Origin of the sequence: Mesorhizobium sp. INR15, from assembly GCF_015500075.1 — a bacterium.
Lineage (GTDB): Bacteria > Pseudomonadota > Alphaproteobacteria > Rhizobiales > Rhizobiaceae > Mesorhizobium.
This window is the reverse complement of record NZ_CP045496.1, coordinates 2,422,021-2,435,748: the sequence shown is the minus strand read 5'-3', so window position 1 is coordinate 2,435,748 and position 13,728 is coordinate 2,422,021. Positions and strand designations below refer to the sequence as shown.

Below are 13,728 nucleotides of genomic sequence, written 5' to 3'. Positions count from 1 at the left end.
GCATTCTTACCTGAAACGGAGATTCGCGCGCGTCAATTGTTCGACAGAGGTGCAGCCCATCAGCTTCATGCCGCGTTCGATCTCGACCCGCATCTGTTCGAGCGCCTTTTCCACGCCCGCCTGCCCGGCCGCCGCCAGTGGAAACAGATAGTAGCGGCCGACGCCAACCGCCTTGGCGCCAAGCGACAGCGCTTTCAGCACATGCGTGCCGCGCTGCACGCCGCCATCCATGATGACATCGATCCTGTCGCCGACGGCATCGACGATCTCGGCAAGCTGGTCGAAGGCCGCACGCGAGCCATCCAACTGCCGGCCGCCATGGTTGGACAGAACGATGCCGCTGCAGCCGATCTCGACAGCGCGCCTGGCATCCTCCACCGACATGATGCCCTTGAGGCAGAACGGACCCGACCACAGCTTGACCATCTCGGCGACGTCATCCCATGTCATCGACGGATCGAGCATCTCGGTGAAATAACGGCTGATTGACATCGTGCCGCTGCCCATGTCGACATGCTCGTCCAGCTGCGGCAGCTTAAACCCCTCATGGGTAAAGTAATTCAAGGCCCAGCCCGGCTTGAGCGCGAATTGCAGCATTCCGGCCAAACTGAGCTTGAAGGGGATGGCGAAGCCGGTACGCTTGTCGCGCTCGCGATTTCCTCCGGTGATGCTGTCGACGGTCAGCATCATGACCTCGACGCCGATATCCTTGGCGCGCTGCATCATCGCCCGGTTGAGGCCGCGATCCCTGTGGAAATAGAATTGATAGACCTGCGGTCCGCCGCCGATCTTGCGTGCCTCCTCGAGGCTGACGGTGCCGAGCGAGGACACCCCGAACATCGTCCCGTATTTGGCGGCCGCCTTGGCGACCGCGCGCTCGCCCTGATGATGAAACAGGCGCTGCAGCGCGGTCGGCGAGCAATAGAACGGCATTGCCAGTTTCTGGCCCATCACCGTCACCGACATGTCGACGTCGCTGACCCCGCGCAACACGTTGGGAATCAGGTCGCAGGTCTCGAAGCTCTCGGTGTTGCGGCGATAGGTAACCTCATCGTCGGCCGCGCCATCGATGTAGTTGAAGATCGGCCCCGGCAGCCGCCGCTGCGCCATCCGGCGGAAATCGGAGAAGTTGTGACAGTCCTGCAGCCGCATCGGCGAATTCCAAACCCCATGGCGTTGGTTGCAAGCGGGATGCACGCTCCGACGCGGCCGACAACGGCTAGCGCGATGTGGCTCCCGAGACAAGCGTATCCGGCAAAGGATTGGTGTCGGTCGCCTTGTCCCAGGCCTGGGCGACGATCTTCCACTGTCCCTCGGTCTTCACCAGAAGCAGCATCTCGACGGAGCGGCTGGTCTCGGCCTCGTTCTCGGTCATCTCGGCGGCAGCCGCGGCGATGGCCACGTTACCGAACACCTGAACCATGACATCAAGCACAACCTCGTCGAACGTCCGCAGTGACGTCTCCGACAGACCGCGCATGCGCGCGACGAAATCGGCGACACTGATTGGCTTCGCCGGGCGCGAGGCGGCGTAGAGACTGGCGCCGGGGAGGAAATCCCCGGCAAAATCGTCCCAGCCCGGCGCGACGCCGTTGCCCCAACTCAGGCTGGCGAACTGGCGGGCGACGACAGCTCGGATTGCATCTTCATCGGCGCGGCGTCGGTTGTCATGCATGGTCGACCCTCCCGGTCTGTCTGCCACGCGAACTATAGGACCATCCGCGGCCCGCGGAAACGATCGCCGACCGCGACACCACAACAAGAAAGGGCGCCCGAGGCGCCCTTTCTCAGATTATGCCAGCGAACGCTTACATGCCGAGGTCGGAGCGCAGCTCGGCCTTGGCCACGTCGTACTCGGCCTTGAAATCATCGCGGTTGAGCAGGGTCGCTGCGATGACACTGCCGGAAATTTTGCCCATCTCGACGTCGGACGGATAGTGGATGCCACCAACGATGCGGTTGTGGGCGAATTCGGCTGCACGGGCCATGATCTCGGCGCGCTTTTCCGGAACCATGTCGGAGAGAATGATGCCCATCATGGTGCCGACGGTGGCGTGACCCGAAGGCCAGGAGCCGGAGCTCGACAGCTTGACCACCGGCTTGACCAGGTCGCTCAGCTGATGCGGGCGCGGACGCTTCCAGACATCCTTGGCCGGGTCAACGACGGCGCCTTCGGTGGCCACGACGCGGTCGAAGAAAGCGCTGAACTTCGGCAGCGTGTCCTTGTTGAACTTCGGTCCCATGACGTTGGCGAAGCGCCAGACGTTCTCTTCGGCGTCAGCGACCGCGCCAGCCACCATTTCGGGCGTGCGTGTCACCTGCATCGTCAGCACTTCGCCCAGTTCGGCCTTGGTCTGCGCCGAATCGTTTGCCGGAGGCGGCGGCAGGATCATCGTCAGGTCGATGTCCTTGTTGGTGACGAAGGGCTGGGCGTCTTCGGCATGGGCCGCTGAGGCGACGACAAGCAGCACCAAGGCTGCTGCGAACAATGCATATTTCTTCATGGGCGCGATCCTTTGCTGGGAAAGACGCAAGATCACCAAAAGCGGTGACGGCCATGTGACATGAAAGGCCACGAACAACCCGGAAAGCAAAAAGGGCGCCTCACAGCGCCCTTTTCAATCCTTTGGTGGTGCGCGCTCAGTGAGCGACGCCCTCCCAGACCTTGCGCTTGGTCAGATACATCAGCGCGCCGAACAGCAGCAGGAAAACCAGCACGCGGAAGCCCATCTTCTTGCGGTCTTCCATATGCGGCTCGGCAGCCCACATCAGGAAGGCCGAAATATCGCGGGAATACTGCTCGACAGTCTGCGGCGAGCCATCGTCATAGGTCACCGCGCCATCCGAGAGCGGCTTGGCCATCTTCAGTGACACACCGGACATGAAATGCGGGTTGTAGTGCGTGCCTTCCGGGATAACCATGCCCGTCGGCGGCGTCTGGTCGAAGCCGGTCAGCAAGGAATGGATATAGTCGGGACCGCCGGAGTCATACTGGGTGAAGATGTCGAAGACGAACTGCGGAAAACCGCGCTCGACGCCACGCGCCTTGGCCAGCAGGGACATATCGGGCGGAGCAGCACCGCCGTTGGAGGCAGCGGCTGCTTCCTCATTGGCGAATGGCGCCGGGAAATGGTCGGACGGCTTGCCGGGACGGTCGAACATGTCGCCGGCGTCGTTGGGGCCGTCGTGGATGGTGTACCCGGCGGCGAATGACTTGACCTGCGCCTCCGAGTAGCCAAGGTCTGAAAGCGTGCGGAACGCCACCAGGTTCATGGAATGGCAGGCCGAGCAGACTTCCTTGTAGACCTTTAGGCCGCGCTGCAGCTGTGCCTTGTCATAGGTGCCGAACGGACCCGAGAAACTCCAGCCCATTTCCTTTGGCTCTTGCATCGGGAAATGCGTCGGCGCCGCCGCGTTGTGTGCCTCTTCGGCGGCTATCGCCCAGGTGCCAGCGGCCCCAGTGCCGGCGGCCACGAGACCGATCAGGGCCAGCGAGGTGAGAATCTTTTTCATGCCAAATCCCCTTAGATTCTCTACCGCTCAGCCCTTGGTCTCAGGTGCCGCCGTGGCGCCCGCCGGATGCCCGCTGCCGCCCTTGTTCTTTTCAAGAACAGCCTCGGTAATCGAGTTCGGCATCCGCCGTGGTGTCTCGATCAGGCCGAGCACCGGCAACGCGATCAGGAAGAAGGCGAAGTAGAAAAGTGTCGCCATCTGCGCCATGAACACATAGCTGCCTTCCGCGGGCTGCGAGCCCAGCCAGCCGAGCAGGATGGCATCGGCGACAAACAGCCAGAAGAACAGCTTGTACCAGGGCCGGTAGACCGCCGAGCGCACCTTGGACGTGTCGAGCCAGGGTACCAGGAACAGCATCACGATGGCGCCGAACATCAACAGCACGCCGCCGAGCTTGGAGTTGATCGGCCCGACGTTGAAGGTGATGGCGCGCAGGATCGCGTAGAACGGCAGGAAGTACCATTCCGGAACGATATGGGCCGGCGTCTTCAACGGGTTGGCGACCGTGTAATTGTCCGGGTGGCCGAGATAGTTCGGCAGGTAGAAGACGAAATAGGCGAAGAAGAACAGGAACACGATCATGCCGAACGCGTCCTTGATGGTCGCGTAAGGGGTGAAGGCGACGGTGTCGGTCTTCGACTTGACCTCGATGCCGGTCGGGTTCGACTGCCCGACCACATGCAGCGCCCAGACGTGCAGCACGACGACGCCGGCGATCATGAACGGCAAGAGGTAATGCAGCGCGAAGAAGCGGTTCAGCGTCGGGTTGTCGACGGCGAACCCGCCGAGCAGCAGCTGCTGGATCCAGTCGCCAACCAGCGGGATGGCGCTGAAGAAGCTGGTGATGACTGTCGCACCCCAGAAACTCATCTGACCCCATGGCAGCACGTAACCCATGAAGCCGGTCGCCATCATCAGCAGATAGATGATGCAGCCAAGGATCCAGAGCAGTTCGCGCGGCGCCTTGTAGGAGCCGTAGTAGAGGCCACGGAAGATATGGATATAGACAGCGACGAAGAAGAACGAGGCGCCGTTCGAATGCAGGTAGCGCAGCAGCCAGCCCGAATTCACGTCGCGCATGATCTTCTCGACCGAGCCGAAGGCGAGATTGGTGTCGGCCGTATAATGCATGGCCAGCACGATACCGGTCAGCATCTGCGCCACCAGCATGATCGACAGGATACCGCCGAAGGTCCAGGCATAGTTGAGATTGCGCGGCACCGGGTAGGCGACGAAGCTGTCATAGACCAGCCGCGGCAGCGGCATGCGGGCGTCGAACCAGCGTCCGAGACCGGTTTTGGGCGTATAGGTCGAGTGTCCCTCGCTCATCGAAATATCCCCCTGCCTCAACCGATAAGGATTTTGGTATCGGAAATGAACTTGAATACCGGCACAGCCATGTTCTCGGGGGCCGGGCCTTTGCGGATGCGGCCCGCGGTATCGTATTGCGAACCGTGGCACGGGCAGAACCAGCCGCCGAAATCACCTTCCTGGCCGAGCGGGATGCAGCCAAGATGGGTGCAGACCTGAACCATCACCATCCAGGCTTCCTTGCCGGGCGTGGTGCGGTTGGCGTCGGTCGCTGGCGCGTCCGCCGGCAGGTTGGCGTTGCGCGCGATCGGATCCTTGAGATCGGCCAGATTGACCGCCTCGCCGTCCTTCATCTCTTGTTCGGTGCGGTTACGGACCACGACCGGCTTGCCGCGCCATTTGACGATCAGCGACATGCCCGGCGTCAGCGAGGCGACGTCGACCTCGACAGAGGCCAGCGCCAGCGTCGAGGCGTCGGGGCGCATCTGGTCGATGAACGGCCATGCAACGGCGCCCGCGCCGACCACGGCAGCCATGCCGGTGGCGACGTAAAGAAAATCACGACGGTTGGGATCCTGGATGTCGGTTGCGCTCACGGGTGCCTGATCCTTTCGCCTCTTCCGCGCCGGTGGCTGAGCCTTGTTCCCCGCTCAATCACGCCAACCCGACAGCGCATGGCGAACAGGCTAGCGAATTCCTCCGGCATTTGGACTTCGGTTTATGCGTGAAGCCCGTTTTTGTCCAGACGGGTGAAGGCACAAGGGCAGATTGTCGCGGGGACAAAATACCCTATCGCGCGGGATGCCTCCGAATAGCCGCCAGACATCGCTAAACAACCGGCAAATGACCTCAAATCCGGCACCTGCCATTGCCTCGACAGCCGATGCGGCCTCGGTCTATCCTGAACCTCATGGCGCACGTCATCGACCGCGAGCAATGGGCCGTTCACCCCGACCGCTGGAAGGGCGAACTGCAATGCGGTCCCTACGGCTCCAACTCCTGCCTGATCTTCAACTTCTTGCCCGACGCCGGCGGTGGCCCGCGCCTGCACGCGCACCCCTACAGCGAGATATTCATCATCCGTCAGGGGACCGGGCTGTTTACCGTCGGCGACCAGGAAATCGAGGCGTCAGCCGGCCAGGTTGTCATCGTGCCGCCTCACACGCCGCACAAATTCACCAATCTCGGTCCCGGTCCGCTGGAAACGGTAGACATCCACGAGAACGGCACGTTCATCACGGAATGGCTCGAATAGGCTCTATTTCGCTCCAAGCCTGGCCAGCACGGCCTTCGGAATGCTGTATTCGCGGATGACGGCGTCGTGCTTGCGCAAGCCGCACAGTTCGCGCTGGATGAAATAGCCATGCACCGCCTCGGCGGCATCCTTGAGCAACCGGAGCCGATGCTCGTGATCGTCGCCATTGTCGCGGAGCCTGGCCAGCGTTTCCTCGACACGCTGTCCGGCGCGACCCAGTGCCGCCGCCTTTTCGGCGAGGATTTCATGGCCGAGCAGGTCGAGCGCGGTTTCCTGAGCGCTGGCTCCGCTGAAATTCGAGGGCATGCGCACTGACATCGCCTACTCCGCCGGCCGCGTCTCTTCGAGCACGCTGTCCTCATGGTAGAGAAAACCGCCGGATTGCCGCTTCCAAAGCCGGGCATAGAGCCCATCCAGCGCCACCAGCTCGTCATGCGTGCCTTGTTCGACGATGCGGCCGCCATCCAGCACCACCAGGCGATCGAGCGCCGCGATGGTCGACAGCCGGTGCGCGATGGCGATGACGGTCTTGTTCTCCATCAGCCGCGTCAGGTTCTCCTGGATCGCCGCCTCGATATCGGAATCAAGCGCCGAGGTCGCCTCGTCCAGCACCAGGATTGGCGCATCCTTGAGAAAGACGCGAGCGATCGCCACGCGCTGGCGTTGGCCGCCAGACAGTTTGACGCCGCGTTCGCCGACAAAGGCCTCGTAGCCGGCACGCTCGCGGTTGTCGCGCAGACCAAGGATGAAATCATGCGCCTCGGCCTTCTTCGCCGCGGCAATCACCTCGGCGTCGGTGGCATCCGGCATGCCGAGCTTGATGTTGTCGCGCAGCGAGCGGTGGAACAGGGCCGTGTCCTGGCTGACCACGCCGATATTGGCGCGCAGCGAGTTCTGCGTCACGCCTGAGACATCCTGGCCGTCGATGGTGATCTGGCCGCTTTCGAGGTCGTAGAGGCGCAAAATCAGATTGACCAGCGTCGTCTTGCCGGCGCCGGACGGGCCAACCAGCCCGACCTTCTCGCCTGGCCGCACGACAAGGTCGATGCCATTGAGCACGCCAAAGCCCTTGCCGTAGTGGAATTCGACGTTCTTCACCTCGATGCGGCCGCCGGCCACAATGAGCTCCTTCGCATCGGGCGCGTCGGTCAGGCCGAGCGGCTGCGAGATCAGCGCCTTGGAGTTTTCCAGCACGCCGAGGTTTCGCAGGATGCCGTTGAGCTGCATCATCAGCCGGCCAAGCAGCATGTTGAGCCGCAGCACCAGCGACAGCGTGAAGGCGACCGCACCGACGGTGATCGAGCCTTCGACCCAGAGATAGACGGCAAAACAGGCAATCGCGGTGATCATGATGCCCGACAGCATCGTCAGCGCCATGCGCACGCCGGTCAGCCGGCGCGTGAAAGGCCGCAGCGCGTCGAGATAGATGTCGAAGCCGCCCCTGATGTAGCGGTCGTCGCCGTCGGCCGAAAACAGCTTTAGCGTCTGCACGTTCGAGTAGGAATCGACGATGCGGCCATTGATCATAGAGCCCGCTTCAGCGGTCGCCTCGGCATTCTTGCGGATCGCCGGCAGATAGAGCTTGGCCAGCAAGCCGAAGGCGGCGATCCACACCACCACCAATGCCGCCAGCCGCAGATCGAGGCCAGCGACCAGCGCAAGCGTCGTCACCGTGTAGACGAGCATGAACCATACGACCTCGATGAAGCTTTCCATCAGGTCGCCGGTCGCCTGCCCTGCCTGCCAGACCTTGGTGGCGATGCGGCCAGCGAAATCGTTCTGGAAAAAGGCGTAGGACTGGCGCGAGACATGCCGGTGCGCCTGCCAGCGTACCAGATTGTAGAAACCCGGCGTGATCGTCTGCTCATCGACCAGCGCCGACAGGCCAACGACGATGGTGCGGATGACCAGCACCACGACGATCATGAAGACCAGCTCAGGACCTGCCGCGTTCCACAGCGCGTGCCAACTGCGTTCGCCGGGCAACTGGTCGAGGATATCGACCAGCCGCCCGACGAAATAGAACAGCCCGGCTTCCACCAGCGGCGCGATGCCGCCGATGACCAGCATGGCGAAGAACGCGAATTTCGCCTGGCCGACATAGTGCCAGATGAAGCCGCCGACACTGGCCGGCGGCCTTAGATTCGCTGGCTCCCTAAACGGGTAGACCCAGTTCTCGAACCAGCGGTAGATGGCAGTCATCATTCGGCGGCTTCACCCTTTGCCAGTTCGTCGTTGGCCGCATCGGCCAGGGCCGTGTCCGCCGGACCATCCTCGAGCAGGAACCCGCCCGACTGGCGCTGCCAGAGCTGGGCATAGAGCCCGCCCTTGGCCACCAGCTGCTCATGCGAACCTTCCTCGATGACATGGCCCTTGTCCATGACCACCAGCCTGTCCATCGCCGCTATGGTCGACAGCCGGTGGGCAATGGCGATGACGGTCTTGCCTTGCATGAGCTTGTACAGGTTCTCCTGGATAGCCGCCTCCGCCTCGGAATCGAGCGCGGACGTCGCCTCGTCGAGAATGAGGATCGGTGCGTCCTTCAGCATAACGCGGGCGATGGCGATGCGTTGCCGCTGGCCGCCGGACAATTTGACGCCGCGGTCACCGACATGGGCGTCGAAGCCCTTGCGGTCACTGGCATCCGAAAGGCCGGCAATGAAATCCAGCGCCTCGGCACGCCCAGCCGCCTCGACAAGCATCTCTTCGCTGGCGTCGGGCCGGCCGTACAGGATGTTCTCGCGCACCGAACGATGCAGCAGCGAGGTGTCCTGCGTGACCATGCCGATCTGCGCGCGCAGCGAATCCTGCGTCACCGACGCGATCTCCTGCCCGTCGATCAGGATCCTACCGCTCTCCAAGTCGTAGAAGCGCAGCAGGAGATTGACCAGCGTCGACTTGCCGGCGCCCGAGCGGCCGACAATACCGACCTTTTCGCCAGGCCTCACCGTCAGCGACAGGCTCTCGATGACACCCTTCTGCTTGCCATAGTGGAAGCGGATGTCGTCAAAGCGGATTTCGCCCTGGGTCACGGCAATATCCTTTGCCCCCGGCCGGTCCTCGACCAGGCGCGGCAACGAGATCGAGCCGATGCCGTCCTGCACCGTGCCGATGTTCTCGAACAGGCCGGACATTTCCCACATGATCCACTGCGACATGCCCCACAGCCTGAGCACGAGGCCGATGACCACGGCGACAGCGCCGATCGTCACGGCTTGGCCGAGCCACAGCCACAGCGACATGGCGGTGACCGAGAACAGCAGCAGCGCGTTCATGACGTAGAGCAGGCCGTAAAGCACCGTCACCAGCCGCATCGACCGGTAGACCGTGTCGAGGAAGCCGCCCATGCCTTCCTTGGCGAAGGTCGCTTCGCGGCGCGCGTGGCTGAACAGCTTGACCGTCTGGATGTTGGAATAGCTGTCGACGACGCGCCCGGTCATGATCGAGCGCGCGTTGGCCTGCTCCTCGCCGACCTTGCCGAGCCGCGGGATGAAGTAGCGCAGCAACAGGATGTAGCCGACCAGCCAGACCCCAAGCGGCATCGCCAGCCGCCAGTCGGCCGAACCGACGATGAACAGCATGCCGAGGAAATAGACGATGACGTAGTTGAGCACGTCGATCAGCTTGATGACGCATTCGCGCACGGCGAGCGCCGTCTGCATCAGCTTGGTGGCAATGCGTCCGGCGAACTCGTCCTGGTAGAAGCTCATCGACTGCTTGAGCAGGTAGCGATGCACCTGCCAGCGGATGCGCATGGGATAGTTGCCCATCAGCGTCTGCTGGTTGAGCAGCGAGTGGAACCACACCGTGCCCGGCAAAGCGAACAGCACGATGAAGGCCATGCCCGCAAGCTTCCAGCTTTCCGTCTGCAGGAAGGTCTCGCGGTTCTGCCCCGACAGCCAGTCGACGATCCGGCCGAGGAAACCGAACATCCACACTTCCGCGATGGCGATGGCCGCCACCAGCACCGCGTCGATCAGGATATAGGGCCACGCGCCGCGCGTATAATGCACGCAGAAGGCAACCAGCGTCTTGGGCGGCTCGACCGGTTCCGCGGAAGGGAACGGATCGAGCCTCTTTTCAAACCAGGCAAACATATCTTGGCACTCTATTGATAGGCAATTAACCGCTCACGCGGCGCGGGATCGCATGGCGGGAAAGGCCGACGATACGGAATCATCCGACTCGCCGCCCTTGCTTCGCGCAATATAGGGTGCCGCCGGCATTTCGCCGACAGGCTCCTTTGACGATCCTGACGCCGCGCTGTCCACAATCCGGACCTTCGGGCCGGGGCGGATCAGCCGGATGATCCGGCGCACCAGCGACGGCCGGCTCCGATCGGGAACCGCGCGCGAGAAATCGACATCCGGCAGCATGCCGCGATGCGGACGTCGGCGCGTCTCGGCGTGAACCGCCGACGAATAGGTCTCGCCGATCAGCAACGCCCAGGTCGCCATCTTTTGCTCATGAAGACTTCTTGAGCCGGGTATTCTGTAGGGATCGAACATCGGTCCGTCCTCCGTGTGAAAATAGAGATAAAATGGATGATTGATATCCTGCCGCGGGCAGATTGCCGGAGGCGGATCAGTCGAGGCGCGTTCGGGTGGGGCAGTCAGCCCCTTCGGCAGCTTGAAAAACATCGCGGGATTCCTTCGAAGACCAGAAAATGGTTTCGGCGGAAATCGGTGCGGAAGTGTCTAGAAGTTCAGGAGAACCATCGTACCGAAACCGCCTGCAGGCTGGTAAGCCCACGGAAGGGGCGCTGGATGTACATGTGCATGGTCATCATGAATTACCCCTCCTTCGGTTCGGGTTGACAATGCCGGTCGTATAAACGCATTCGCACAAAATGACCAGACGGAAGTCCAGCAGTCGCCGAAACCATGAAGCTGCTGTGGCCGATCTGCCACTTATTAGAAAGGCGCGGAAATGAACTGTAGTCTCCGCATCGCCCTCTACCAGCCGGATATCGCCGGCAACACCGGAACAATCCTGCGTTTCGCCGCGTGCCTCGGGCTTGGTGTCGACATCATCGAACCCGCCGGGTTCCCGCTCTCCGACCGGGCGCTGAAACGGGCTGGCATGGATTACCTCGAAATGGCTGACCTGACCCGGCATGTCGACTGGCACGCCTTCGAGCAATGGCGCAAGGCTGGCGCACGCCGGCTGGTGCTGCTGTCGACCAAGGCGGCGACCGCCTATACCGACTTCACTTTCAGCAGTGGCGACATTCTGCTGTTCGGACGCGAATCCGCGGGCGTGCCGGATCCGGTCCATGAGGCGGCGGATGCCCGGCTGACGATCCCGATGCAGGGCTCGGCGCGCAGCATCAACGTCGCGCTTTCCGTCGCCATGGTGGCTGGCGAAGCCATCCGGCAGCTCCGATAGAGGCTGCACCGCCAAGCCCTCTCCGGTCATTCTCACCCAAGCGCACATCGCCTTCTCCTGCCGTTTGCATATCCAGGCTCACCTCGCTACAAGCTCAACTTAACTTGAGGTCAAGCGGAAATCACAAATGGCTCAGGCGAAGGAATTGACGGTTGGCCAGGTGGCCATGCGCAGCGGCGTGGCGGTATCGGCGCTGCATTTCTACGAGGCACGCGGCCTGATCCGCAGCCACCGCACATCGGGCAACCAGCGCCGCTACGGCCGCGATGTGCTGCGGCGCGTGGCGATCATCCGCATCGCGCAGGAAGTCGGCATCTCACTGGGCGAGATCGGCTCGGCGCTTGAAGCCTTGCCCGAGGGCCGCACGCCGACGCGTGACGACTGGCAGTTGCTGTCGACGGCATGGCGTGACGAACTCGACCACAAGATCGCCCAGTTGAAGAAATTGCGCGACGGCCTGACCGACTGCATCGGCTGCGGCTGCATGTCGATCGACAAATGCCCGCTCAGGAACAAGGACGACAAGCTGGCAAGGGAAGGAACTGGAGCGAGAAGGCTGGTGGCGGAGCGCTAATCCGCCGCCGGCAGACGCCTTATGGTGAACTCGATAAGATCACCCGGCCGTTCGAACCAGCTTTCAATCTCGGTCCAGTAGGCCTGCTTGGGAAAGCGATCGAACCATTCCTTGGCCTTGAGCCGCGCGTCGGAACGCGACAGCACGAAGGTCTCGCGCAGGAACCCATCGCGCGGCATGCGCTCGCGCTCGGCCCGGCTTTGATCGAGCCTTTTCTTCAAGCCATCCAGCGGCGGTCTTGCCGGGGTGCGCACGAAAGAACTCCCTGCACCTTTAATGAGACTTGACCCTTGCACCCAAGAGATTAGGGATCGCGCCGGCAAAAGACGAGTCATTTATACGCTCGCGATCGGAGATGGAATTTGGAACGACCTGAGATCCCGATGGGGCTGCCGGCTGACATCGAACAGAAGAAGATGAAGGCACGGCTGTGGTTCGAGGCGCTGCGCGAGCGGATCTGCGCCACCTTCGAGCAGATCGAACAGGATCTGCAGGGACCGCTCGCCTCATGGTTGCCAGGCCGTTTTCAGAAGACGCCGTGGGAGCGTGACCAGGGCAAGGGCGGCGGCGGCACCATGTCGATGATGCATGGCCGCGTCTTTGAGAAGGTCGGCGTCCACACCTCGACCGTCTATGGCGAGTTCTCGCCCGAATTCCGCAAGCAGATGCCCGGCGCCGAGGAAGACCCGCGCTTTTGGGCCAGCGGCATCTCGCTGATCGCCCACCCATGGAACCCCAATGTGCCGGCCGTGCACATGAACACCCGCATGGTGGTCACCTCACGCCAGTGGTTTGGCGGCGGCGCCGACCTGACGCCGGTGCTCGACCGCCGCCGCACCCAGGATGACCCCGACACGACAGCGTTCCACCGGGCGATGCAGTTTGCTTGCGAGAAGAACCCTGAAGTCGCCGATCACCCGAAATTCAAGATCTGGTGCGACGAGTATTTCTATCTGCCGCATCGCAACGAGCCGCGCGGCACCGGCGGCATCTTCTTCGACTGGCTGCATTCGGCCGAGGAAAAGGGCGGCTGGAATGCCGATTTCAACTTCGTCCAGGATGTCGGCCGGTCCTTTCTCGTCGTCTATGGCCACCTCGTGCGCGCCAATTTCAACGAAAACTGGACCGACGGCGATCGCGACGAGCAGCTCATTCGCCGTGGCCGCTATGTCGAGTTCAACCTGCTTCACGATCGCGGCACCATCTTCGGCCTGAAGACCGGCGGCAACGTCGCGTCGATCCTGTCCAGCCTGCCGCCCGAGGTCAGATGGCCGTGAGCCTGGACGGCAAGGTCGCCGAGGCCGCGCAGTAAGGCGGAGCCGCGCGGGTCCGCCTTTTTGCGATTGACCGCAACCAATCCCGCCCCATCTGTGTTATGGCTTCCACCGCTCCACGATCAAGAGACCGGACCGGAAATCGGATCGGGAGCCAAAACTGCCGGAGCCCCAGACGTCCCTCCTAGGGACCAACCAGGCTCCACGGAGGAAAAGGAGAAATCCCATGAAGCAATTTCACTGCGGGTCGCTTGTCCCCGGCTGTGAGTGGCACACCCGTGCCGAAGAAGAGGCCGAGGTTATGCGCCGCGCCGCCGAGCACATGCGCGAGACGCATGGCGAGACGGTCATCCGCGAGACGATGATCGAAGCGATCCGCTCGCGCATCGAGAAGGTCCGCGACGCGGCCTAGT

At 62.5% G+C, this 13,728-nt stretch carries 16 protein-coding genes; 5 read left to right on the top strand and 11 right to left on the bottom strand.

The genetic code is table 11. The features are described 5' to 3' along the window. Positions 1-6: 6 nt before the first annotated feature. The 6 genes from GA829_RS11820 to petA all read right to left on the bottom strand — a co-directional run bounded on the left by GA829_RS11820 (position 7) and on the right by petA (position 5,360). Entirely contained in the window at positions 7-1,152 is a 1,146-nt protein-coding gene (locus GA829_RS11820) for an alpha-hydroxy acid oxidase (RefSeq protein WP_195178674.1), read from the bottom strand. Between the two features lie 67 nt (positions 1,153-1,219). Further along, positions 1,220-1,675 carry a nuclear transport factor 2 family protein gene (locus tag GA829_RS11815; RefSeq protein ID WP_195178673.1) on the bottom strand — a complete coding sequence of 152 codons (456 nt, stop codon included), beginning with the start codon at positions 1,673-1,675 and terminating at the stop codon, positions 1,220-1,222. Between the two features lie 133 nt (positions 1,676-1,808). Further along, the gene (locus GA829_RS11810; RefSeq protein ID WP_195178672.1) at positions 1,809-2,504 is read right to left on the bottom strand and encodes an acid phosphatase; all 696 of its coding nucleotides are present in this window, start codon (positions 2,502-2,504) and stop codon (positions 1,809-1,811) included. Positions 2,505-2,640: 136 nt separating this feature from the next. Then, positions 2,641-3,513 (bottom strand): cytochrome c1, encoded by an 873-nt coding sequence (locus tag GA829_RS11805; protein ID WP_195178671.1) that lies wholly within the window; start codon positions 3,511-3,513, stop codon positions 2,641-2,643. A 27-nt stretch (positions 3,514-3,540) separates the two neighbouring features. Continuing rightward, positions 3,541-4,842, bottom strand: coding sequence for a cytochrome b (locus GA829_RS11800; protein ID WP_195178670.1), 1,302 nt, complete (start codon positions 4,840-4,842; stop codon positions 3,541-3,543). A 17-nt stretch (positions 4,843-4,859) separates the two neighbouring features. Continuing rightward, positions 4,860-5,360, bottom strand: a complete 501-nt coding sequence (gene petA, locus GA829_RS11795) for a ubiquinol-cytochrome c reductase iron-sulfur subunit (protein ID WP_258052331.1) — start codon at positions 5,358-5,360, stop codon at positions 4,860-4,862. A gap of 374 nt (positions 5,361-5,734) precedes the next feature. Between petA and GA829_RS11790 the strand changes: the two genes are divergently transcribed. After that, positions 5,735-6,079 (top strand): cupin domain-containing protein, encoded by a 345-nt coding sequence (locus GA829_RS11790; protein ID WP_195179607.1) that lies wholly within the window; start codon positions 5,735-5,737, stop codon positions 6,077-6,079. A gap of 3 nt (positions 6,080-6,082) precedes the next feature. Here GA829_RS11790 and GA829_RS11785 read toward each other — a convergent pair whose 3' ends face one another. Genes GA829_RS11785 through GA829_RS11770 form a run of 4 tightly spaced genes read right to left on the bottom strand, consistent with a single transcriptional unit; the run spans position 6,083 to position 10,719 of the window. Next, the gene (locus GA829_RS11785; protein WP_195178668.1) at positions 6,083-6,397 is read right to left on the bottom strand and encodes a DUF6665 family protein; all 315 of its coding nucleotides are present in this window, start codon (positions 6,395-6,397) and stop codon (positions 6,083-6,085) included. A gap of 3 nt (positions 6,398-6,400) precedes the next feature. Next, a complete protein-coding gene (locus tag GA829_RS11780) occupies positions 6,401-8,284 on the bottom strand; it encodes an ABC transporter ATP-binding protein (protein WP_195178667.1) in 1,884 nt (627 codons plus the stop codon). Further along, the gene (locus GA829_RS11775; RefSeq protein ID WP_195178666.1) at positions 8,281-10,176 is read right to left on the bottom strand and encodes an ABC transporter ATP-binding protein; all 1,896 of its coding nucleotides are present in this window, start codon (positions 10,174-10,176) and stop codon (positions 8,281-8,283) included. Before GA829_RS11775 ends, GA829_RS11780 begins: the two co-directional genes overlap by 4 nt. Positions 10,177-10,209: 33 nt before the next feature. Next, positions 10,210-10,719: a hypothetical protein gene (locus tag GA829_RS11770; RefSeq protein ID WP_195178665.1), complete on the bottom strand. Its 510-nt coding sequence runs from the start codon at positions 10,717-10,719 to the stop codon at positions 10,210-10,212. A 289-nt stretch (positions 10,720-11,008) separates the two neighbouring features. Here GA829_RS11770 and GA829_RS11765 point away from each other — a divergent pair, with 289 nt between their 5' ends. Then, entirely contained in the window at positions 11,009-11,467 is a 459-nt protein-coding gene (locus GA829_RS11765; RefSeq protein ID WP_195178664.1) for a tRNA (cytidine(34)-2'-O)-methyltransferase, read from the top strand. A 127-nt stretch (positions 11,468-11,594) separates the two neighbouring features. Then, positions 11,595-12,041 (top strand): redox-sensitive transcriptional activator SoxR, encoded by a 447-nt coding sequence (gene soxR, locus GA829_RS11760; RefSeq protein ID WP_195178663.1) that lies wholly within the window; start codon positions 11,595-11,597, stop codon positions 12,039-12,041. Here soxR and GA829_RS11755 read toward each other — a convergent pair. Further along, complete coding sequence (locus GA829_RS11755; RefSeq protein ID WP_195178662.1) at positions 12,038-12,295, bottom strand: hypothetical protein; 258 nt, start codon at positions 12,293-12,295, stop codon at positions 12,038-12,040. The genes soxR and GA829_RS11755 overlap by 4 nt on opposite strands. 108 nt (positions 12,296-12,403) lie before the next feature. Between GA829_RS11755 and hemF the strand changes: the two genes are divergently transcribed. Next, the gene (gene hemF / locus GA829_RS11750; protein WP_195178661.1) at positions 12,404-13,318 is read left to right on the top strand and encodes an oxygen-dependent coproporphyrinogen oxidase; all 915 of its coding nucleotides are present in this window, start codon (positions 12,404-12,406) and stop codon (positions 13,316-13,318) included. A gap of 223 nt (positions 13,319-13,541) precedes the next feature. After that, positions 13,542-13,727 (top strand): DUF1059 domain-containing protein, encoded by a 186-nt coding sequence (locus GA829_RS11745; RefSeq protein WP_195178660.1) that lies wholly within the window; start codon positions 13,542-13,544, stop codon positions 13,725-13,727. Position 13,728 lies beyond the last annotated feature (1 nt).

What these genes read in the sequence shown, in the direction of transcription:
- GA829_RS11820 (WP_195178674.1), bottom strand. Translation starts at nt 1,152, where the DNA reads ATGCGGCTGCAGGACTGTCACAACTTCTCCGATTTCCGCCGGATGGCG.
- GA829_RS11815 (WP_195178673.1), bottom strand. Translation starts at nt 1,675, where the DNA reads ATGCATGACAACCGACGCCGCGCCGATGAAGATGCAATCCGAGCTGTC.
- GA829_RS11810 (WP_195178672.1), bottom strand. Translation starts at nt 2,504, where the DNA reads ATGAAGAAATATGCATTGTTCGCAGCAGCCTTGGTGCTGCTTGTCGTC.
- GA829_RS11805 (WP_195178671.1), bottom strand. Translation starts at nt 3,513, where the DNA reads ATGAAAAAGATTCTCACCTCGCTGGCCCTGATCGGTCTCGTGGCCGCC.
- GA829_RS11800 (WP_195178670.1), bottom strand. Translation starts at nt 4,842, where the DNA reads ATGAGCGAGGGACACTCGACCTATACGCCCAAAACCGGTCTCGGACGC.
- petA (WP_258052331.1), bottom strand. Translation starts at nt 5,360, where the DNA reads ATGGCTGCCGTGGTCGGCGCGGGCGCCGTTGCATGGCCGTTCATCGAC.
- GA829_RS11790 (WP_195179607.1), top strand. Translation starts at nt 5,735, where the DNA reads ATGGCGCACGTCATCGACCGCGAGCAATGGGCCGTTCACCCCGACCGC.
- GA829_RS11785 (WP_195178668.1), bottom strand. Translation starts at nt 6,397, where the DNA reads ATGTCAGTGCGCATGCCCTCGAATTTCAGCGGAGCCAGCGCTCAGGAA.
- GA829_RS11780 (WP_195178667.1), bottom strand. Translation starts at nt 8,284, where the DNA reads ATGATGACTGCCATCTACCGCTGGTTCGAGAACTGGGTCTACCCGTTT.
- GA829_RS11775 (WP_195178666.1), bottom strand. Translation starts at nt 10,176, where the DNA reads ATGTTTGCCTGGTTTGAAAAGAGGCTCGATCCGTTCCCTTCCGCGGAA.
- GA829_RS11770 (WP_195178665.1), bottom strand. Translation starts at nt 10,719, where the DNA reads ATGTTTTTCAAGCTGCCGAAGGGGCTGACTGCCCCACCCGAACGCGCC.
- GA829_RS11765 (WP_195178664.1), top strand. Translation starts at nt 11,009, where the DNA reads ATGAACTGTAGTCTCCGCATCGCCCTCTACCAGCCGGATATCGCCGGC.
- soxR (WP_195178663.1), top strand. Translation starts at nt 11,595, where the DNA reads ATGGCTCAGGCGAAGGAATTGACGGTTGGCCAGGTGGCCATGCGCAGC.
- GA829_RS11745 (WP_195178660.1), top strand. Translation starts at nt 13,542, where the DNA reads ATGAAGCAATTTCACTGCGGGTCGCTTGTCCCCGGCTGTGAGTGGCAC.